Source organism: Nocardia sp. NPDC004711 (genome assembly GCF_053601595.1).
In genome coordinates, this window is sequence record NZ_JBSGCB010000006.1 from 81,600 (window position 1) to 101,736 (window position 20,137).

The following is a 20,137-nucleotide window of genomic DNA, read 5'->3' on the forward strand; positions in this document are numbered from 1 at the left end:
TGACGGAGGGCCAGTGAGAGGGCCGTCCACAGTCGAGAGGACCAATCACCGTGGAGATTTCGGGCTCCGCCGCCATTGTCACCGGAGGTGCGTCCGGGCTGGGCGCCGCCACCGCCAAGCGCTTCGCCGACGCGGGCGCGACCGTGTTCGGCCTGGATCTGGCTCAGTCCATCGAGCGCGCGGGCGACAGTGTCCCCGCCGGTGTCACCCTCATCCCGACCGACGTCACCAGCGGTGACGAGGTGGCCGCCGCGGTCGCCACGGTCGTGGAATCCGGTGTGCCGCTGCGCATTGTCGTCAACTGCGCCGGTGTGGGCTGGGCGGGACGCATCCTGTCCAAGAACGGCCCGCACGACCTGGAGCTGTTCCGCACGGTGATCACCGTGAACCTGCTCGGCTCCTTCAACGTGATGCGCCTGGCCGCCGACGCCATCGCCAAGACCGACCCGGTCGACGAGTACGGCTCGCGCGGCGTGATCATCAACACCGCCTCGGTCGCGGCCTTCGAGGGCCAGATCGGCCAGATCGCCTACTCCGCCTCCAAGGGCGGCGTCGCCGGCATGACCGTCCCGGCCGCGCGTGACCTGGCGCAGTTCGGCATCCGCGTCAACACCATCGCCCCCGGCATCATCGACACCCCGATGCTGGCCGGTGTCACCGAGGAGTACCGCAAGGGCCTCGAGTCGGGTGTGCCGTTCCCGTCCCGCCTGGGCCGCCCGGACGAGTACGCGCAGCTCGCGCAGTACATCACCGAGCACGACTACCTGAACGGCGAGACCATCCGCATGGATGGCGCGCTGCGTATGGCGCCGCGCTGACGCTGGGTCTCGGGGGCCATGCCCCCGGACCCCCGGACAGCAACAAGGCCCGCACCGGAATCCGGTGCGGGCCTTGCCAATTCACGACTCAGTGAGTTGCGGGGTAGCGCCCGCAGCCTCCCTAGTGCGGGCGGACGGCCGCAGCCTGGGGGCCCTTCTTGCCCTCGGTGATCTCGAAGGAGACCGCCTGGCCCTCCTCGAGCTGCTTGTAGCCGTTGCCCTCGATCTCCGAGTAGTGGACGAAAACGTCGGGGCCGTCTTCGCGGGCGATGAAGCCGTAGCCCTTCTCCGCGTTGAACCACTTGACGGTGCCCTGAACCATTACCTTCTCCTGACGAGGTGTTTCTTTTAGTGCGTGGGTACCGCGGCCGCGGTACCCGGGGTCGATCAGAAGGCGGCTTGCAACTTGCCTGGCAAGGTGAAGCGACGCCCGCACACTGTTCCGCGCGAGCATGTTGAACACGAACACGAAAACTTACGACCAAGACGTACAACGTACGCGTTCGTGGCTAGTTCCCGAAATCACCGGGAGATGCGGATCGTCACACTTGCCACAAACCGGGCATGACCAATTCCCGCTTGCTATGGGTCGGGCTCCTGCGGAAACACCGCAGGAGCCCGATCCGTGAACGACCCTCAGAGGGTGCGGGTGAGGCGGTCGGCGAGGATCCGGGCGAAGTGCGCTGGATCCTTCAGCTCGCCGCCCTCGGCGAGAACCGCGGTGCCGTAGAGCAATTCGGCGGTCTCGGTGAGCTCCACCGGCTTCTCGTCCCCGCCGGATGTCGCCGCGTACGCCTCGCGCAGACCCGTGACCAGCGGATGCGCCGGATTCAGCTCGAGGATGCGCTTGCTGTGCGGCAGCTCCTGCCCGGAGGCGCGGTACATGCGCTCCAGCATCGGGGTGAAATCGAACACATCGCCCACGATGCAGGCCGGGGAGGTGGTGAGCCGGTTGGTCAGGCGCACCTCCTTCACGTCCGCGTCCAGCGTCTGCTGCAGCCAGCCGAGAATGTCGGCGAAGTCCTTCTCCTGCTGCTCGCGCAGCTGCTCGGAGGCCTTCTTCTCGTCCTCGGTCTCCAGATCGACCTCGCCCTTGGCGATGGAGACGATGGGCTTGCCCTCGAACTCGGTGACCGAGCCGACCCACATCTCGTCGACCGGATCGGTCAGCACCAGCACCTCAAGGCCCTTGGCCCGGAAGGCCTCCATGTGCGGGGAGTTCTCGATCTGCTGGCGGGTCTCGCCGGTCATGTAGTAGATGGCCGACTGGGTCTCCGGCATGCGCTCGACGTACTGCGCCAGCGAGGTCAGCTCGCTGTCCGAATGCGTGGACGCGAAAGACGAGACGCCCAGGATGGTTTCGCGATTGTCGTGGTCGGAGAGCAGGCCCTCCTTGAGCACCCGGCCGAACTCGCGCCAGAAGTCCTGGTACTTGGCCTGATCCTCGGCGTTCTTCAGGTCCTTGACCGTGGACAGCACCTTCTTCACCAGGCGCTTGCGGATCATCTGGATCTGCCGGTCCTGCTGCAGGATCTCGCGGGACACATTGAGCGACAGGTCCTGCGCGTCCACCACGCCCTTGACGAAGCGCAGATACTCCGGCATCAGCTCTTCGCAGTTGTCCATGATGAACACCCGGCGCACATAGAGCTGGACGCCGCGCTTGTGCTCGCGGGTGAACAGATCGAACGGCGCGTGCGAGGGAATGAACAGCAGCGCTTGGTATTCGAAGGTGCCCTCGGCCTTCATGGGGATGATCTCGAGCGGATCGTCCCAGGCATGCGCGACGTGCTTGTAGAACTCCGTGTACTCCTCGTCGGAGACCTCGCTGCGCGGGCGGGTCCACAGCGCCTTCTGGGAGTTCAGGGTCTGGGTCTCGACCAGGGTCTTCTCGGTCTTGTCTTCGCCCTCGCCGTCGAGCACGGTGCGCTCGACATCCATGCGGATGGGCCAGGCGATGAAATCCGAGTACTTCTTGACGATCTCGCGGAGCTTCCACTCCTGCGTGTAGTCGAAGAGGTGATCGTCCTCGTCGGCCGGCTTCAGGTGCAGCGACACCGTGGTGCCCTGCGGGGCGTCGTCCAGTTCCTCGATCGAGTAGGTGGAGCTGCCCGCCGCGGATTCCCAGCGGGTGCCGGTGTTCTCGCCCGCCTTGCGGGTGGTCAGGGTGACCTTGTCGGCCACCATGAAGGTCGAGTAGAAGCCGATGCCGAACTGGCCGATCAGCTCCTCGGCCTGCTGGTCACCGGCCTTGGCCTCCAGCAGCTGCTTGCGCAGCTGCGCGGTGCCGGACTTGGCGAGGGTGCCGATCAGGTCCACGACCTCGGCGCGGGACATGCCGATGCCATTGTCGCGGACCGTCAGCACGCGGTTGTCGCGATCGACCGCGAGCTCGATGTGCAGGTCGGAGGTATCGGCGTGCAGGTCCTTGTCGCGGAAGGTCTCCAGGCGCAACTTGTCCAGTGCGTCGGAGGCATTGGAGACCAGCTCCCGCAGAAAGGTGTCCTTGTTCGAATACACCGAGTGGATCATCAGCTCCAGCAGCTGATGGGTCTCGGCCTGAAACTCCAGGTGTTCGACGTGTTCGGTCACGACGCGATATTACGTCGGGCGAAGTCGGCGATGGCCGGAACCTCGGCGTCGGCCCGGTCGGTCATCCAATCCCGCAGCACCTTGGTGGCCTGCACGTCGTCCTCGTTGTATTCCAGGATGCGGGTGCGCTGGGACAGGTCCGGGTCGCCGCCCTCGTACCCGACGGCCAGGCGGTACCAGGCCATCGAGGCCTCTCCCCCGGCCTCGGCGTCGCGCCAGTGGAAGCCCGCGACCGGCGCGATCTTCTTGAGTCCCTTGCCGTTCGGGCAGATGAACTGCTCGGAGACGGCCTGGAACATGTCCACCCACTGCGGGCCGTCCACGAACCGCTGCACCTCGCGCTCGGTGGGGATGCCCGGGCGGCCGGCGAAGCGGCGGGCCGACTCGTAGAGCCACTTGTCCTCGGCGGTGCGCGAATAGCAGTAGGCGGCAAAGGACTTGCCGTCCGCGGCGGCCTGGGCGCGCACCTGCATGAGCCAGGTCCAGAACTCGGCGAAGGAGCGGCCCTCGTCCTCGGTGGGCAGCGGGTCCCAGGTGACGAACGGGCGGTACACGCCGTCCAGCAGGGTGCCCCACAGGTAGGCGCCGTGCTCCTGGAAGCTCTCCAGGTCCACATCCACCTCGACGTCGGCGCGGGTGACCCGCACCCGGTCGACCCGGCGGACCAGGGGCGCGCCGGTGGCCCAGGCGCGGGCGGTGACCACGGCCTCGGTGAACGGCTCGTACTGCCAGTCGTCGGGATCGTCGCCGCCCCAGGACGCCAGATCGTCGATGGTCTCGACGCCGTGGCGGCGCAGCACCTCCGCGCGCGAGCCCGGCGCCACCAGGCTCACATCGCGGTGCTCGGACAGCCACTGCTCACAGCTGCGCCCGCCCTCTTCGGGCGACCGACTCCACCAGGGGCACTGGCGGCACTCGGGGACTTTCGAAGGGACGGTGGGGAGTTCGCCGCGCACCACCGCGATGCGGTCGGCGTAGCGGATGTCGTAATCGGCCAGGACGGGGCCCAGGTCGTGGACCAGGACCCGGTCGAAGTGATAGCCGATGGCGCCGCCGACCAGGGCCGGGCTGGCCAGCCCGTGCCGCTGCAGCATGCGGTAGAGGTGCGCGAGGCGCTGCAGGTCCCGCGGCTGCGGCCGGGTGCGGACGTGCCGGTCCGGCTGCGGATTCCATTGGTACAGATCGCTGGTCGTCGGGTGGTAGTCGGCCGGGTCCGGCTGCCGCGGATCGGTCACCTTGTGGTTCACCACGATGACCGGGATGTATCCGCCGCGATCGCTGTCGCGCCACAGGATTTCGCAGCCGCCGCGGCGGCCGGTGTCGGGCTCCTGCGGCAGCAGCGCGCCCCAGATCCGGTCCGCCCCCGCCGCCATGGCGGCCATGGTGGCCGCGGCCCGCTGGGGTGCGGGCTGCTTCGGATCGATGACCGTCCAGCTGCCGGGCGCCGCGGCGACCAGCGTGTCCCGCACGTGAGATCGGTGCGCCGCGGCGGCTTCTCGTCGCTGCTGCACGCCCGCGTCCTCGGCGACCCCGGTCAACACGCCCGGATTACTCGCGTCCAGATGCAGCCGGTGCCGACAGCCGATCAGCGCACGCGCATCCAGGAATGCCGCACGCTCACCATGGTCACCGATGCCCGAATACACGCCAGTCAGTATGGCCTCCACCCCCGACATCCCTACGAACTGGCACCGAAACCCCAAGGCGCTCGCTGCGCGGCGAACCCACCCGTTAGGGTGATTCGCAAACTGTGTTTCATGGGCGGACAGGCATTTCCCCCGGCCCTGTGCTGCCATGGCGAACCAGCATGACGGAGGCCATCAATGGGGTTGTTCGGCAAGCGCAAGAAGCGGGTCAGCCGCCGGGCCGAGGCGAAAGCCCTCAAACACAAGGCCGGCATGGAGGCCAAGCTCGGCGCGCGCAACGAGCGCAGGAAGAATCGGGCGGAAGCGCACACGCAGAAGCAGGTCGCCAAGGCGGAGATCGCCAAACTGCACGCCGAGGAGAAGGCCGCGCAGAAGATCGCCGCCCGGGCCGAACGGGATCCGTTCAGCGCGGCCTCGATCCGCAAGTACCTGGGCGTGGCCCGGGTGCTGGTGCCGGTGCTGGCCCCGCTCGCCTACCGCGGCGCGACCTTCGTGCGCGGGCAGCTCGACACCCGCCGCGCCCAGCAGCTGGGCATCGGGCTCGATCAGCTGAGCGAGTTCTCCGGCCCGGGCGCGAAGCTGCAGGCGCGCATTGCGGGCGTGGAGTCCACGCTGTCGGAGATCGAGTCCAAGAACTCCGACACCGAGACCAAGAAGTTCGTGACCGCCAGCCGCGATCGGCTCGACAGCCTGACCGCGGCCGTCCGCACCGCCGCCCAGATGCCGGTGCCGCGCCGCCGCGCCGTGCACGCCTCCATCTCCAACGAGCTCTCCGGCATCGAGGCCGACGTGCTCGCCCGCCTCGGCGTGAACTGAGACACCCATGAGCCCGATGCGCGGAGGACTGGCAGGCGTCGCCATGGCGGCCCTGGCGGTCGGCGCGCACGGGTTCGCGGGCGGCGGCTACCCCGGCTCCTCCGGGCTCATGCTGCTGATGCTGGCGGCGGCCGTCATCGGCGCGCTCGCCGCCGCGCTGCGGCCCCCCGCCGCGCTGCCGATCCTCATGGTGGCCGGCCAGCCCGTCTGCCACCTCGCCCTCACCGGCCTCGTCCAGCACGGGCATGCCACGGGGGCAATGGAATTCACCGGGCACGGGCCGATGCTGCTCGCACACGCGGTGGCGGCGGCCGGCTGCGCGATCCTGATCCTGGCCGCCGAGCGGCTCTACGGGCTGATCTCGAGCGCCGTCCGGGTGATCCTCACCCGGCCCGGCGGACGTCGCGCGCGGGCCGCGCAGGCGCGCCGCCCGCGATCGGTCCCGACCCCGAAAACCCTTCTCGCCCTGGGCGCGAGCGGACCGCGCGCGCCACCGGTTACGGCGTAACCCCCGTTCCTATCTACCCGTAACCATTGTCAGAGAAGGCAATACAGTCATGCACACCTCACTTTCCCGCACCCTCGTCACGTCGGTGGCCGCCGCCGGCCTGCTGCTGTCCGGCGCGGGCATCGCCGCCGCGCACGTGGTCGTGGACGCCCCCGGCGCCAGCCAGGGCGGCTACGCCGTCGCCACCTTCCGGGTGCCGACCGAGTCCGACACCGCCTCCACCACCAAACTGACCGTGACGCTGCCGAATCTGAAGAGCGCACGCACCGAGCCCATCGCGGGCTGGACCGCCAAGGTCGACAAGAACGCCCAGGGCGAGGCCGTGGCGGTCACCTGGACCGCCGATCCGGGCAACCCGGGCGTCGGCCCGGGCCAGTTCCAGCGTTTCGCGCTCTCCGTGGGCCCGCTGCCCAAGCAGGAGAAGGTCAGCTTCAACACCTCCCAGACCTACAGCGACGGCAAGGTCGTCGAGTGGAACCAGCCCATGAACGCCGACGGCAGCGAGCCCGATCACCCGGCTCCCAGCCTCACCCTGGCCAAGAGCACCGGCGGCGATGACGACGCCCCGGCCGCCACGGATGCCGCCGCGAGCGACAAGAGCAGCAGCGACGACACCGCCCGCTGGCTCGGCGGCGCCGGCCTGGCGCTGGGCGCGCTGGGCGCGGCCCTCGGTCTGGGCAGCGTCATCCGGGGACGGCGGTCGTGAACCGCAAGCTGCTGGCCGGGCTGATCACCGGCCTGCTGGTCACCGGATTCGCACTGCTGGGCGGCGGTGTCGCCGACGCGCACTCCACCCCCGTCTCCTCCAGCCCGGACAACGGCGCGCAGATCGACACCTCACCGGCATCGGTGAGCATCACCTTCAACGAGAACCTGCAGACGGCCTACCCGTCCATGACGGTCACCGGGCCGGACCACAACCTGTGGTCGAAGGGGCAGCCGAAGGTGGAGGGACCGACCATCAGCATCGAGGTCGGTGAGCTGGGGCCGACCGGCGAATACACGATCGCGTACCGGGTCACCTCCGCGGACGGGCATCCGGTCAGCGGTAAGCGGACGTTCACACTGACCAAGCCCGGCAATGGAACTCCGGGCCCCAGGGCCGACAGTGCCGCCAAGTCCGGCGGCTCCGACGGCGGCGGGGTGCCGCTGTGGATCTTCATCGTGGGCGCGGTGGTGCTGTTCGGCGGCGGCCTGGCCTTCGCCCTGTTCGGCGGACGGGGCAAGCAGCGCAGGTGAATCGGATCGACCGCACCGATCGTCGCCGGGAGCGCGGGACGACCGGCGGTGGCAGCTCACCGAGATGGCTGCTGGCGCTGGTCATCCCGATCGCCCTGGCCGGTGCGGCCCTGGCCTGGGCGCTGGCCGCCGCCGAACCCGTGCAGGCCGAGGCCCCGGTCCGGGTCCTCGCCGACTGCGCGGGGGCGACGGTGCTGGGGCTGGCCGCGCTGCCGCGGCTCTCGGACCGGCTGACTCCGCAGTGGCGGCCGCTCACCGTGCTCGCCGCGCTCTGGGCGGCAATGGAATTCGCCATGCTCGCGCTGGAAGCCGCGGAGGTGCAGGGCATTACGGCGCGGCAGCTGAGCGCCGCGCAGTTCGGCGACTACCTCGCGCACGTGAGCGGCGGGCAGATCGGTATCGCGCTGCTGATCGGCAGCGGCACGGTGGCGATCTACAGCGCCTTCGGATTCCGGCGGCCGGACCGCGCCACCGTCGATCTGGTTTTGGTGTTCACCGCCGTCACGCTGGCATTGCGGCCGATCACCGGGCACATGTCGCAGCAGCCGCTCGGTTCGGTGCTGGCGGCGCTGCATGCGCTGGCGGCCGGCGCCTGGTTCGGCCTGCTGCTGGCGCTGGCGCTGACCGTGCGCACCCGGGGCGAGTGGGCGGTGCTGCTGCCGCGGTACTCGGCGTGGGCGATGCCGCTGGTGGTGACGGTGCTGGTGACCGGGGTGATCAACGGGCTGGTGCGGATCGGCGGGGTGAGCCCGCTGTTCACCAGCGGGTACGGGCGGATCCTGCTGGCGAAGACGGTGCTGCTGGCGGTGCTGCTCGGGCTGGGCTGGTGGTGGCGGCGCAGCTGGGTGCCGAAGGTCGCCGATCACCGCATGACCGCGGACGACTCGCTGCGGCGCGCGATTGCCGAAGTGCTGGTGATGGCGCTAGTGTTCGGGCTGGCCGGTACGCTGGCCGTCACCGCGTGAGGTGGTCCGCGGTTCTCGAATTCGGGTGTGCCGGTTCATAGATGGCATGCATCACAAGACCTGCGGGTAAAACTAGAACACGTTACAGTTGCGCCCATGACCGAAGTCAAGATCGTCGCGGACTGCGCCGCCTCGGCCGAATCGGCCTTCGCCTACGTCAACGATTACCGGCACCTGCCGAAATTCATCAATGAGATCAGTGCCTTCACCCCGCTGACCGACCAGGTCGAAGGCGTGGATGCCACCTTCGACGGCACCATTCAGCTGGGCCCGATCGCCCTGCACTCCACCATCAAGATCGTCCGGCACGAACCCGGCTCCGCCATCGCGGTGAAGTCCATCAAGGGCTTCGAGATCGAATCCACCTTCCTCTTCCACGACAAGGGCGAGGAATCCTGCACCATCGACGCCATCGTCGACTACCGGGTCCCCGGCGGCATCGCGGGCAAGATCCTCGGCAAGACCATCGAGCCGTTCGTGAAGCTCGCGGTGAAGAGCTCCACCCACAATCTGGTCACCCAGGTCGCCGCGTTCCACACCACCCGCACGTCCGCCTAGTCACCCGGGGTCGCCAGAGCCGCCGACCCCCGCGAAGGCCCGCAGATCGGCCTCGGTCCGGCGGAACAGCCAGTAGTCGCCGAGGAACCCGAGGACACCCACCGCGCACAGCGCGTAGATGGAGATCAGCTCCAGCGAAACCTCTTCGGCGGACAGGAACGTCAGACTCGCGATCACTCCGATCAACGGAATCGCCACCGCCACCGCGAGATACCGGGTGCAGCGACGGCTCAGGGCGCGCAGGGCATCGTGATCGCGCGCCGTCTCACCGTGGGTGAGCAGCCGCGGATAGAAGCAGCGCACCACGAAGAACGTCACCACGAAGAACGGGTACGCGACCGCGATCGCACCCGAAACCAGCATCGTCGCAATCAGATTCACAATGCGCCCCGGCGGCAGGCCGGTGTACACGACCAGCGCGATGGCCGTGATCGCGGCCGACACCACCCACCAGCCGAAGGCCAGCAGCGCCACCCGGTCGCCGTCGATCAGGGTGTCGCGCCGCGCCCGGGCCAGGGTCTCCGGATCGTAGGTCCGGCCGCGCCGCAGTCCGCGCCACACGATGAACGCCCGGCGGCACAGGTAATTGGTGAGCGCGATGGCGGCCGGCGTGCTGACCAGGAACAGCAGATTGCCCACCAACCGCAGCCGCGCCTGCTCCCCCGCCGAGAACCAGAGCGCGAACAGCGGATGATTGTGCAGGTTGGCGTAGGCGATGCCGAGCCCGTCACCGAACATGCTGGCCGCCGTGATCAGCGCGACCAGCGACCACGGGCCGACCCGGGACCGCCAGCTGCTCGCCGGCGGATCCACCAGATCCCGGGCCCGCTGATCCAGGCACAGGTCCAGCTGCTGGGCCAGCGCCGCACCCGTGGCCCAGCGGTCCTCGCGATCGGGGGCCAGGCATTTGAGCAGCACCCGCCGCAGCGTGGCCGGGCAGTCCGGCGGCAGGTCGTCGAGGCGGGCGGGCTCGATCTCGTGGCGGCGCAGCCGGAGCATGCGTTCGAGCGAGGATTCCGAATCCCCCGCGCGGGTTTCGTCCTCGAAGGGACGGCGGCCGGTGAGCAGCTCCCACAGCACCACCCCCAGCGCGTAGATGTCGCTGCGGCCGTCCAGATCAGCGGCGGTCTCGGGCAGCTGCGGGTGACAGGCCGCCAGCTGCTCGGGCGACATGTACGCCAGCGAGCCGCCGAAATAGGCCAGCGGGCTGGTCCCCGCCACGTGCGCGCTGAAACTGATATTGAAATCCGCCAGTTTCGGGCTGCCATCGGCGGTGAGCAGCACATTGGCGGGCTTGATATCGCGGTGCAGCACCCCGTTCCGGGCCGCGTGGTCGAGTGCGCGTGCCAACCGGCTGCCCAGCCAGGCAACGGTTTCCGGCCAGCTGCGCTCCGGCATCGCTGCGCGCGTGGGTGATTCGCCGGGCACCAGGCCGCCCCGGTCCCGCATGGCCGCGTCCACCGCCTCCAGCAGCAGCCCGCCGTCGCGATCCGCCGGCTCGCGAGAACGCACCAGTGCCAGCACCTTCGACAGCGTGCCGCCCGGAAGATATTGCATGTACAGCAGTTTCAGCTCCCGGTCGCCGAGCAGCCGCTGGTCGAAGACGCGCACGATGTGCTCGTGATCCAGCCGCGCCAGGGTCTCGGATTCGGTGCCGTGGTTCTGCGAGACCTTCACCGCCACCAGTCGCTGCATGGACCGCTGCCGGGCCAGGAAGACCCGGGCGAAGGCGCCGCTGCCCAGTTCCACCAGCAGATCGAAATCGTCCAGCCGATCGCCGACCTCGATGCCCTCCAGGGCGTGCTGCGCCTGCGGCCGGGCGATGAGGGTGCTGCGGTAGTCGTGCTCGGCCCATTCGGTGGCGGCGACCTCGGTCGGATGGCAGCCGCCGTCCACCGCCGCACCGTGACCATTCCCGTGCGGCCCGGAGCGCCGCAGCGCGTGGAACTCCTCGTAGGCCAGATCGGGCGGCAGTGGACCGGAACGCAATTCGTCGAACTCGGCCCGGTAGTCGGCCAGGCGCTTGGGGAAGTCGTAGCGGATCCAGCGGTATTCCAGGTCGACCTTGATCAGTTCGATCAGCACCAGGCGGCGCAGGTGCGGTGTGCGTGGCAGGAATTCGGCCAGGCGGGGTGGCGCCGCGGCCGCCTCCCAGGCGGCCTGGAATCCGGCGAGCACGGACGCCAGCAGGGAGCGGGTCTCGTCGACAGCACCCGAGTCGATCGCCTGTTCTACGTTCATGCCTCTCCCGACCTGAACCCATCGGGTGCCGCCAGTATGCGCCCGAGAATCCGACTGCACGGTTGATTAACTCTTGTGGATAGATCGTTCGGCAGCCGCAGAGCGCATCGCGACGGCACAACACCGCCGGTCACGGGCCACTAGAGTCGCGGTATGAGTGAGCAGTTTCCCGAGCGGATCTGGGGTTCCCGCACCAATCTGCTGTCCCGCCTGGCCAGTCCGTTCGCCGCCACCAAGGTCGGCTCACTGGTCATCCGCAAACTGACGCCGCTGGATCGCAAGGTGCTCGAACGCACCGGCGGCAAGTACACCGTGCTCGGCCCGATCGGCGCGCCCGTCATCCTGCTCACCACCGTCGGCCGCAAATCCGGGCAGCCGCGCACCACTCCCCTGCTCTACGTGCACGAAGGCGATACGCTCTACGTGATCGGATCCAACTTCGGTCAGTCCCACCACCCGGCGTGGACCGCCAACCTGCTCGCCAGTCCGGCCGCCGAGGTCGCCATCGCCGGGCAGCACATTCCGGTCACCGCCACCCTGGTAGTCGACGAGGACCGCCAGCAGGCGGTCTTCGAACGCTTCGAGGAGACCACGCAGGCGTACACCGCCTACCGCAATCGCACCGCTCGTGACTTGCGCATTTTCGCCCTGACAAGATAGTTACCGTGACCGAATCAGCGAACGCCACTGCCACCGCCGACCTCGCCGACGAGATCGGCCCCGAGATCCGCAGCTGCGACACCCAGTTCATCCAGTTCGGCGGCCACGAGGTCTTCGCCGGACGCATCGTGACCATCCGGACCTTCCAGGACAACCTGCTCGTCAAGCAGACCCTCGGCGAACCCGGCGAAGGCCGGGTGCTCGTCGTGGACGGCGGCGCGAGCGTGCACACCGCGCTGGTCGGCGACATCATCGCGGGCCGCGGCGTCGACAACGGCTGGGCCGGGGTCGTCGTCAACGGCGCGGTCCGGGACTCGGCCATCCTGCGCACCCTGCCCATCGGCATCAAGGCGCTGGGCACCAACCCGCGCAAGAGCACCCAGACCGGCGCGAATGCCGAGAAAGATGTCACCGTCGAATTCGGTGGCGTCACCTTCGTTCCCGGCGACATGCTCTACAGCGACCATGACGGCGTTGTCGTTCGCAGCGAGGATTGACCCAACTCTCGGGAAGCTCTCAGGGGTAACGGCCGCCGTACCCCCGAGAATGGGGAGCCGGGGGCCCCGCCTCCGAGCCCCCGCGGGAGTCACGCCGCCGGCAACCCGCAGGGAACGCGGTGAGCCCGGCCGCGCGGGGCGCAGACCGAACCCCTACGGATCCGGGAGTACCTTGCCCGCGAAGCGCGCTCAGCCGCTGGTGACCCGGGCCTGGTGCCCGGCCAGTGCCACCACATCGCCCGCATGTAGCTGGCGACCCCGTCGCAGCTCCACCTCGTCGTTGACACGAACCAGGCCCTGGGCGATAACCGTCTTGGCTTCCGAACCGGAATCGATGAGGTTCGCCAGCTTCAGGAACTGGCCGAGTCGAATGACATCGTCTTCGATCGGGACATCGACTGGATCCGACATGGGTTACATCCTCACCCGCGGCCGTCTCCACACCAAACGCCGCCCCCACCACCAGCCGCCACGCGGCGGCCACGAGACACGAACCGGGTTCTGAGTGCATATGGGCATCGGCAACATTCACACTGGTGCAGTGACTTCGACGCAGGACCGGCCGCCCCACGACTCCGACCAGAGACCGGAGCCGCGATCGCCCGAGGTGCCACACCGCGGGCACGGCCGGCTGCGCGAGGTGCCGCATATCGCGGGCACCGCGCTCGGCGTCTTCTCGGTCCTCTGCTTCGCCTGGAGCATCTCGCCCGGGCTGCGGTTCCTGACCTCGCACCTACGCCACTTCGTCGACACCTACTACTTCGACGCCCCCGACACCTCACTGGTGTGGGCGCTGGTGGTGGGCCTGCTGGCGGGCGCCACCGCCAGCCGCAAGCGGATCGCCTGGTGGCTGCTGGTCGGGTACATGGCGGCCTTCGCGCTCGCCAACGCCCTCGACTTCGCCGCCGAGGGCGACATCAATGCCCTGGTGGCATTGGTCATTCACGTCGTGGTCATCGGCGTGCTCATCGCCGCGTGGTCCGAGTTCTACACGCACGTGCAGCGCGGCGCGGTCTGGCGCGCGCTCGGCGTGCTGGCCGGCGGGCTCGCGCTGGGCTGCCTGGTCGGCTGGGGACTGGTCGAACTGTTCCCCGGCAGCCTGCCCGACCACACCGAACGCGCGCTGTGGGCGGTGTCCCGGGTCACCGGCGCGATCCTGGTCTCCAACGAGGACTTCGACGGGCACCCGCCGCACCTGGTCAACCTGCTGCTCGGTCTGTTCGGCGCGATCGCGCTGCTGGCCGCCGTCTTCACCCTGTTCCGGTCGCAGCGCTCCTCCAACGCGCTCACCGGGCTGGACGAATCCGCCATTCGGGGGCTCATCGAACGCTCCGATGTCGAGGACTCGCTCGGCTACTTCGCCACCCGCCGCGACAAGGCCGTCGTCTTCGCGCCCAGCGGCAAGGCCGCAGTCACCTACCGCGTCGAACTCGGCGTGTGCCTGGCCTCGGGCGACCCCATCGGGCAGAAGGAGTCCTGGGGCCACGCCATCGACGCCTGGCTGCGGCTGGCCGACCAGTACGGGTGGGCCCCGGCGGTCATGGGCGCCAGCGAGATCGGCGCGACCGCCTACCGGCGGGCCGGACTGTCCGCGCTGCGGCTGGGCGACGAGGCCATCCTCGAGACCCGCAGCTTCTCCCTCGCCGGACCCGATATGAAACCGGTCCGCCAGGCCGCCAATCGTCTTGCCAAGCAGGGCATCACGGTGCGGGTGCGGCGGCACCGGGAGGTCCCGCCCGAGGAGATGGCCGACGTCATGCGGCGCGCCGACGCCTGGCGCGACACCGAGACCGAACGCGGCTTCTCCATGGCCCTCGACCGGCTCGGGGATCCGCTGGACGGCGACTGCCTGCTGGTCGAGTCCGTCGCCCCCAACGGCCAGGTGCTCGGCATGCTGTCGTTCGTGCCGTGGGGCCGCACCGGTGTCTCCCTCGACCTCATGCGCCGCGACCGCACCGGGCCCAACGGGCTGATGGAACTCATGATCTCGCGGCTCGCCCTCACCTCCGAGCAGTACGCCATCACCCGAATCTCGTTGAACTTCGCGGTCTTCCGCGCGGTCTTCGAGGAGGGCGGCCGCATCGGCGCCGGCCCGGTGCTGCGCCTGTGGCGCGGCGTGCTCATGTTCTTCTCCCGCTGGTACCAGCTGGAGGCGCTCTACCGCTCCAATGTGAAGTACCAGCCGGACTGGGTGCCACGGTTCTCGCTGTTCGAGGAACGCCGGCACCTGCTGCGCGTCGCCACGGCCAGCGCGCTCGCCGAAGGCTTCCTGCCCCGCATCGGCCGCGAACACGACGCCTCCGCGCACACCGGTCTGCGGCCCTCGGTGCCGCCCACCATGACCGGGCTGCACGCCGACGGCAGCCCGCCCGACCTGCCGCCGGAGGAGCTCGAGGAGCAGGGCCCGCGCCGCCCCGAACAGGTGCGGGTGCGCATGGACAAGCTGGAGAAGCTCCAGGAATCCGGCGTCGAGGCCTACCCGGTCGCCTACCCGCCCACCCACACCGTGTCCGCCGCCCGCGGCTGCCCGCAGGGCACCACGGTGCGAGTCTGCGGGCGGCTGTTGCGGATTCGCGACTACGGCGGCGTCATCTTCGCCGTGCTGCGCGACTGGTCCGGCGACATCCAGCTGCTCATCGACCGCGGCCGGGTGGGCGCCGACCGCAGCGAGTCGTTCACCGAATTCTTCGACCTGGGCGACCTGGTCGAGGTGAGCGGCCAGATCGGCCGCAGCTGCCGCGGCGAACTCTCGCTGCTCGCCCAGGACTGGCGGATGATCGGCAAATGCCTGCACCCGCTGCCGGACAAATGGAAGGGTCTGTCCGACCCGGAAGCCCGAGTGCGGCAACGCTATGTCGACATGGCCATCAACACCGATATCCGCGAGGTGCTGGCCAAGCGCAGCGCGGTGGTGCGGTCGCTGCGAGACACCTTGCACGGCTGGGGATTCCTCGAAGTCGAGACCCCCGTCCTGCAGCAGGTGCACGGCGGCGCCAACGCCACCCCGTTCACCACCCACATCAACGCCTACGACCTCGGCCTGTACCTGCGCATCGCCCCCGAGCTGTACCTCAAGCGACTGTGCGTGGGCGGCATGGAGAAGGTGTTCGAACTCGGCCGCGTCTTCCGCAACGAGGGCGTGGACTACAGCCACAACCCCGAGTTCACCATCCTGGAAGCCTATGAGGCGCACAGCGATTACGAACGCATGATGCACGCCTGCCGCCAGCTCATCCAGGAGGCCGCGGTGGCCGCAAACGGCAAGATGGTGGCGCTGCGCCCCGGACCCGACGGTGCCCTCACCGAGGTGGACATTTCCGGCGACTGGCCGGTCAAGACCGTGCACGGGGCCGTCTCCGAGGCGATCGGTGAGACCATCACCCCCGACACCGACGAGGAGCGGCTGCGGCTGCTCTGCGAGAAGGCGGGCGTGCCCTTCCAATTGGGCTGGGACGCCGGGCAACTCGTGCTCGAGATGTACGAGCACCTGGTGGAATCGGCCACCGAGGAACCCACCTTCTACATCGACTTCCCCACCTCCGTCTCCCCGCTCACGCGCGCGCACCGGCACATTCCGGGCGTCACCGAGCGCTGGGACCTGGTGGCCTGGGGCGTCGAACTGGGCACCGCCTACAGCGAATTGACCGATCCGGTGGAACAGCGCCGCCGCCTCACCGAACAGTCCATGCTGGCCGCCGGCGGCGACCCGGAGGCCATGGAACTCGACGAGGACTTCCTGCAGGCCCTCGAACACGCCATGCCGCCCACCGGCGGTCTCGGCGTCGGCGTGGACCGGGTGGTCATGCTGCTGATCGGCCGCAGCATCCGCGAAACGCTGCCGTTCCCGCTCGTGAAACCCCGCACCACGCAAAGCGAATCCCGATAGGGACCAGGGAAAACCCTGATTCCCCGGGCCGGATCCCCGGTTAATCTGGGATTCGGCCCGGGGCGGGCCCACCGGCCACACGGATTGGGGTATCCATGCACTACCTAGATCTCATGACCCAGGCGACCCTGCTGGACCACCACGTGTGGACCCACCCGGACACCTGGAACGCCGCCCTCGAGAACACCGCCGCCCGCCGCACCAGCAGCCGGCGCGGCACCAGCTTCTGGGGCTTCCTCGCGGTCTGCTGCATCGGCATCGTGGTGCTGGTGCTCGGCATCGTCTACCTGATGAGCCGCCGCAAGAACCGCTAGCCCCCGCGGCGCACCGCGGGCGGGGTGCGGCAGAGTGGTGGGCGTGCAGTTGATCCTCGTCCGTCACGCCCAGCCGCAACGAGTCCTGGCCGAATCCGGCCATGCCGACCCGGATCTCACCGCGATCGGCCTCGAACAGGCGGGCCGGGTCCCGGCCGCACTCGCCCACCACCGCATCGCCCGCGTGGTCAGCAGCCCGCAACTGCGGGCCCGCGAAACCGCCAGGCCCACAGCGGAGAAGCTCGGACTCGGCATCGACGTCCTCGACGGGCTCGCCGAGTACGACCGCGACCTGCCGATATACGTCCCGATCGAGGACGCCCAGCAGGAATTCCGGGAAACCTACGCGCGCATCAAGGCCGGGCACCTGCCCGAGCAGATCGACGGCGACGCCTTCATCGGCCGCGTGCGCGACAGCATCGCGAGCATCGTGGCGGCCGCCGAGCACACCGACACCGTGGTCGTCTTCGCGCACGGCGGGGTGATCAACGTGCTGCTGCAGGAGGTGCTGGGCCTGGCCCGCCCGCTCACCTTCCCCATCGACTACTGCTCGATCACCCGGATCCTGTACTCGCGCAGCGGCGGCCGCACCGCGGCCACCATCAACGAGAACGGCCACGTCTGGGACCTGTTGCCGCGCATGCAACGTCCGCGCCCCTAGACGCTCAGCGGACTCCCAGCCCGATCCCACACCCTTCCAAGCGCCGGAGCCTTCGATGGGAACTCGAGAGCCGCTTCCCCGCGGCCCACGATCCCGACAGAAAGGCACCACGATGTCCATCATCAAGCCCCGCCGCCGTCTCGCCCTGCGCCTCGCCGCGGCCGGTGCCCTCGCCGCCATCCCGCTCGCCGTCGTCACCCTCCCCGCGAATGCCGCGACCCCCGACGACGCCGCCACCCCGGTCGTCGCCCAGCAGATCGACGACCACGGCCCCTGGGATCACGACCGTGACCACCACCGCCACGACCACGACAACGACGGCGGCTGGAACAACGGCGACAACGGCTGGAACAACGGCGGCTGGAACAACGGCGACAACGGCTGGAACAACAACCCGGCTCCGGCCCCCGCCTGGCTGCCGCCCACCGGCTCCTTCGGCATGTAACCCGGCCGGCGACGACCTCATCGGCTCGGACACCGAAAAGGCCGCTCCCAGTGTGGGAGCGGCCTTTTCAGGTTTCGCGGGCCCGGCCCACCGCCGGGCCGTCCGCTACGCGTTGGTCGCGATCCAGTTGTGCATCCAGGTCAGCGCGGTCTGGCCGCCGCCGACGCCGTAGCTGCCGTAGCTGGTGTGCTTGCCGCTGCGGTAGAACTGCTCGAGCTGGTGGGCGTACTCGCTGTCCGGACCGTCGGCCAGCTGGGCCTGCAGCGTCGGCAGACCACCCTGCGCCATCAGGTCGTTGAGGATGGACCCGAGTTCGAGCTGGGTCTGCCACAGGTTGAAGTTGTTCGGGTTGGACGACTGCGCCAGGAAACCCGCGAAGCGCGTGAGGAAGTCGGTCTCCTCGGTGGAGCAGTACAGGTCGCCGATGGCGCACACGGTGCGCACCTTGTCGCTGACCCAGCCGAAGCCGCCGACCCGTGGCCCGCCCGCACCCGCGCCGGGGGCGATCGGGCCGATCTGAGCGTCGGTGGGCGAGCGGCGGGGATCGGAGATCAGCGCGACCGCCGCGATGCGATCCGGCGGCACCACGCCGTGGCCGCTGCCGATCTCGGCGGCGAGATCGCCGGCCGCGTCGGCGCCCTGGCTGTAGCCGGTGATGGCGATCCTGGTGCCCGGGCAGCGCGCGCCCATGTCCTGCACCAGACCGCGGGCATTGTCGACGGCTTCCTTCTTGGAGGCGGCGTAGACGTCGCCCTCCCAGGGGAAGGCGGTGGCCGCGTAGGTGACATAGTCGACCGCACCGGGCAATCCGTCGGTCACCGCGGCCAGCATGCCGGGCTTGGGGTCCTTGTCGTGGCCGGTCTCCCAGGTGCCGGGCACGGCGACCGTGTAGAAACTCGGGCAGCCCGCGCCGGGGGCGGCCGTAGCGGGACCGCTGCCCAGGACGATTCCCGACATGAGCACGCTCGCCGCTGCCCCCGCAGCCGCGACAACATTCTTCAACCGCATACTGCTCCAGTTCCCGCTTGTGCCGGGACAGGTTGCGCGTCCCGATTCCGGATCATGGTGCGGTCGCCGGATGACAGTCCGGTGCACTGAGGGTTAACCCAAGTAACCGCCCGGCTGAGCTGACTGGAACAGACCGAATGACGAGATCGGCGACACACCGCCGACAAGCATAAAGGGGCCTATTCGACCATGCCAGGCGAGACGGCGAAGACGTCCGATTTCCGGCCGAAAGTTGTGCCGGAAGCCACATTTCGGACCTCAGTCCTGCAATGCCGCCTCGAGCATCGGCCACGACCGATGCAGCGCGTCCTGCCAGTACCGCCAGGAATGCGTTCCGGCAGGGCTGAATTCGACCTGCGCGGGGATCCCCAACTGGCCGAGGCGATCTGCGAGCTGGTGCGTGCACCCGTTGGTCGCGGCCTCGATCACGCCACCCAGGATGATCTGGTTGGCCAGCGTCGCCGGACGCCCGCCGATCGAGGGTGAATCGAGGGTGTCCATCGGCCCGGGCAGACCGGTCGAACTCGAGATGAACAGCGCCTTCCCGCGCAGGGCGGCGGCATTGAGCACGGCGTCGTGCTGCTGCCAGTCCGGGTCGCCGGGCTCGCCCCACATATTGCGGGAATCCGCGTCACCGCGGTCGAGGACGAGCTGGATGTAGCGGCGGCTGTTCTCGTCGGCGGTGGAGGCGCAGCCACTGTAGGAGGCGACTGCCCGGTACCGATCGGGGGCCGCGATGGCCAGATTCAGCGCGGAGGTCGCCGACATCGACACGCCCGCTACCGCGTTCGCGCCGGAGGCGTGCAGCACCGAATCCAGGATCGGCGGCAGTTCCGCGGTCAGAAAGGTCTCCCATTTCTGGCGGCCCAGACTCGGGTCGTCTTTCTGCCAGTCGGTGTAATAGGAGAATTTGCCACCGATCGGGGAAACAACATTCACGTTCTTATCCGCGAAGAATTGCACGATATCGGTTTGGCGATACCAGGTCGCGGCATCCTCACCACCGCCCGCGCCATTCAGCAGATACAACGTGGGTCGCGGCACACTGTTGTCGAACGGGGTGATCACCTGAAGCGTGATCACCCGGTCCATCGCGGCCGAATAGACCGAGATCTCCTCTTGCCGCTGGCCGGGCCGATCGATCGAGACCAGATGGGATCCGGTGGAATCATCCGCCGTGGCCGTACCGATGGTCCCGGGCGCGGACGACAATGCCAGGGAGAGTGCAATTGCCGAGATCGCGGCGAGCGCCGAGAGCTTACCGGTGAGCATCGGTACGGTTT

20 protein-coding genes are annotated in these 20,137 nt (G+C 69.0%); 13 read left to right on the top strand and 7 right to left on the bottom strand.

The window, feature by feature from the left end; translation table 11 throughout:
• Positions 1 to 50 precede the first annotated feature (50 nt).
• Positions 51 to 818: an SDR family NAD(P)-dependent oxidoreductase gene (locus tag ACWEKS_RS07460; protein WP_354847511.1), complete on the top strand. Its 768-nt coding sequence runs from the start codon at positions 51 to 53 to the stop codon at positions 816 to 818.
• A 121-nt stretch (positions 819 to 939) separates the two neighbouring features.
• Here ACWEKS_RS07460 and ACWEKS_RS07465 read toward each other — a convergent pair whose 3' ends face one another.
• The 3 genes from ACWEKS_RS07465 to ACWEKS_RS07475 form a co-directional block, all read right to left on the bottom strand.
• Positions 940 to 1,140: a cold-shock protein gene (locus tag ACWEKS_RS07465; protein ID WP_201943098.1), complete on the bottom strand. Its 201-nt coding sequence runs from the start codon at positions 1,138 to 1,140 to the stop codon at positions 940 to 942.
• 314 nt (positions 1,141 to 1,454) lie between these two features.
• On the bottom strand, positions 1,455 to 3,410 hold the full coding sequence (gene htpG / locus ACWEKS_RS07470) for a molecular chaperone HtpG (protein WP_452339311.1): 1,956 nt from the start codon (positions 3,408 to 3,410) through the stop codon (positions 1,455 to 1,457).
• Positions 3,407 to 5,056 (bottom strand): TM0106 family RecB-like putative nuclease, encoded by a 1,650-nt coding sequence (locus ACWEKS_RS07475; RefSeq protein WP_452339312.1) that lies wholly within the window; start codon positions 5,054 to 5,056, stop codon positions 3,407 to 3,409. The genes htpG and ACWEKS_RS07475 overlap by 4 nt, the downstream gene beginning before the upstream one ends.
• A gap of 177 nt (positions 5,057 to 5,233) precedes the next feature.
• On the opposite strand from ACWEKS_RS07475, the gene ACWEKS_RS07480 reads away from it, so the two are divergent.
• From ACWEKS_RS07480 to ACWEKS_RS07505, 6 genes are all read left to right on the top strand, one after another.
• Positions 5,234 to 5,872, top strand: a complete 639-nt coding sequence (locus tag ACWEKS_RS07480) for a DUF6474 family protein (protein WP_452339313.1) — start codon at positions 5,234 to 5,236, stop codon at positions 5,870 to 5,872.
• A 7-nt stretch (positions 5,873 to 5,879) separates the two neighbouring features.
• Complete coding sequence (locus ACWEKS_RS07485; protein WP_452339314.1) at positions 5,880 to 6,380, top strand: hypothetical protein; 501 nt, start codon at positions 5,880 to 5,882, stop codon at positions 6,378 to 6,380.
• Between the two features lie 49 nt (positions 6,381 to 6,429).
• Positions 6,430 to 7,086, top strand: coding sequence for a YcnI family copper-binding membrane protein (locus tag ACWEKS_RS07490; protein ID WP_452339315.1), 657 nt, complete (start codon positions 6,430 to 6,432; stop codon positions 7,084 to 7,086).
• Positions 7,083 to 7,619 carry a copper resistance CopC family protein gene (locus ACWEKS_RS07495; RefSeq protein ID WP_452339316.1) on the top strand — a complete coding sequence of 179 codons (537 nt, stop codon included), beginning with the start codon at positions 7,083 to 7,085 and terminating at the stop codon, positions 7,617 to 7,619. The genes ACWEKS_RS07490 and ACWEKS_RS07495 overlap by 4 nt, the downstream gene beginning before the upstream one ends.
• The gene (locus tag ACWEKS_RS07500) at positions 7,616 to 8,584 is read left to right on the top strand and encodes a CopD family protein (protein ID WP_452339317.1); all 969 of its coding nucleotides are present in this window, start codon (positions 7,616 to 7,618) and stop codon (positions 8,582 to 8,584) included. The genes ACWEKS_RS07495 and ACWEKS_RS07500 overlap by 4 nt, the downstream gene beginning before the upstream one ends.
• Before the next feature lie 96 nt (positions 8,585 to 8,680).
• A complete protein-coding gene (locus ACWEKS_RS07505; protein WP_452339318.1) occupies positions 8,681 to 9,142 on the top strand; it encodes an SRPBCC family protein in 462 nt (153 codons plus the stop codon).
• Here ACWEKS_RS07505 and ACWEKS_RS07510 read toward each other — a convergent pair whose 3' ends face one another.
• Entirely contained in the window at positions 9,143 to 11,383 is a 2,241-nt protein-coding gene (locus ACWEKS_RS07510) for a serine/threonine-protein kinase (protein ID WP_452339319.1), read from the bottom strand. It abuts the gene before it with no gap.
• A 153-nt stretch (positions 11,384 to 11,536) separates the two neighbouring features.
• Between ACWEKS_RS07510 and ACWEKS_RS07515 the strand changes: the two genes are divergently transcribed.
• Positions 11,537 to 12,043 (top strand): nitroreductase/quinone reductase family protein, encoded by a 507-nt coding sequence (locus ACWEKS_RS07515; RefSeq protein WP_452339320.1) that lies wholly within the window; start codon positions 11,537 to 11,539, stop codon positions 12,041 to 12,043.
• A gap of 5 nt (positions 12,044 to 12,048) precedes the next feature.
• A complete protein-coding gene (gene rraA / locus ACWEKS_RS07520) occupies positions 12,049 to 12,540 on the top strand; it encodes a ribonuclease E activity regulator RraA (protein ID WP_364608888.1) in 492 nt (163 codons plus the stop codon).
• A gap of 189 nt (positions 12,541 to 12,729) precedes the next feature.
• Here the strand turns inward: rraA and ACWEKS_RS07525 are convergent, their stop codons facing one another.
• A complete protein-coding gene (locus ACWEKS_RS07525; RefSeq protein ID WP_452339321.1) occupies positions 12,730 to 12,951 on the bottom strand; it encodes an RNA-binding S4 domain-containing protein in 222 nt (73 codons plus the stop codon).
• A 130-nt stretch (positions 12,952 to 13,081) separates the two neighbouring features.
• On the opposite strand from ACWEKS_RS07525, the gene lysX reads away from it, so the two are divergent.
• From lysX to ACWEKS_RS07545, 4 genes are all read left to right on the top strand, one after another.
• Positions 13,082 to 16,426 (top strand): bifunctional lysylphosphatidylglycerol synthetase/lysine--tRNA ligase LysX, encoded by a 3,345-nt coding sequence (gene lysX, locus ACWEKS_RS07530; RefSeq protein ID WP_452339322.1) that lies wholly within the window; start codon positions 13,082 to 13,084, stop codon positions 16,424 to 16,426.
• A 113-nt stretch (positions 16,427 to 16,539) separates the two neighbouring features.
• Positions 16,540 to 16,740 (top strand): hypothetical protein, encoded by a 201-nt coding sequence (locus ACWEKS_RS07535; RefSeq protein ID WP_379384644.1) that lies wholly within the window; start codon positions 16,540 to 16,542, stop codon positions 16,738 to 16,740.
• A gap of 43 nt (positions 16,741 to 16,783) precedes the next feature.
• A complete protein-coding gene (locus ACWEKS_RS07540; RefSeq protein ID WP_452339323.1) occupies positions 16,784 to 17,401 on the top strand; it encodes a histidine phosphatase family protein in 618 nt (205 codons plus the stop codon).
• Positions 17,402 to 17,513: 112 nt separating this feature from the next.
• On the top strand, positions 17,514 to 17,846 hold the full coding sequence (locus ACWEKS_RS07545; RefSeq protein WP_452339324.1) for a hypothetical protein: 333 nt from the start codon (positions 17,514 to 17,516) through the stop codon (positions 17,844 to 17,846).
• Between the two features lie 105 nt (positions 17,847 to 17,951).
• Here the strand turns inward: ACWEKS_RS07545 and ACWEKS_RS07550 are convergent, their stop codons facing one another.
• Positions 17,952 to 18,854: a cutinase family protein gene (locus ACWEKS_RS07550; RefSeq protein WP_452339325.1), complete on the bottom strand. Its 903-nt coding sequence runs from the start codon at positions 18,852 to 18,854 to the stop codon at positions 17,952 to 17,954.
• 258 nt (positions 18,855 to 19,112) lie between these two features.
• A complete protein-coding gene (locus tag ACWEKS_RS07555; RefSeq protein WP_452339326.1) occupies positions 19,113 to 20,126 on the bottom strand; it encodes an alpha/beta hydrolase in 1,014 nt (337 codons plus the stop codon).
• Positions 20,127 to 20,137 lie beyond the last annotated feature (11 nt).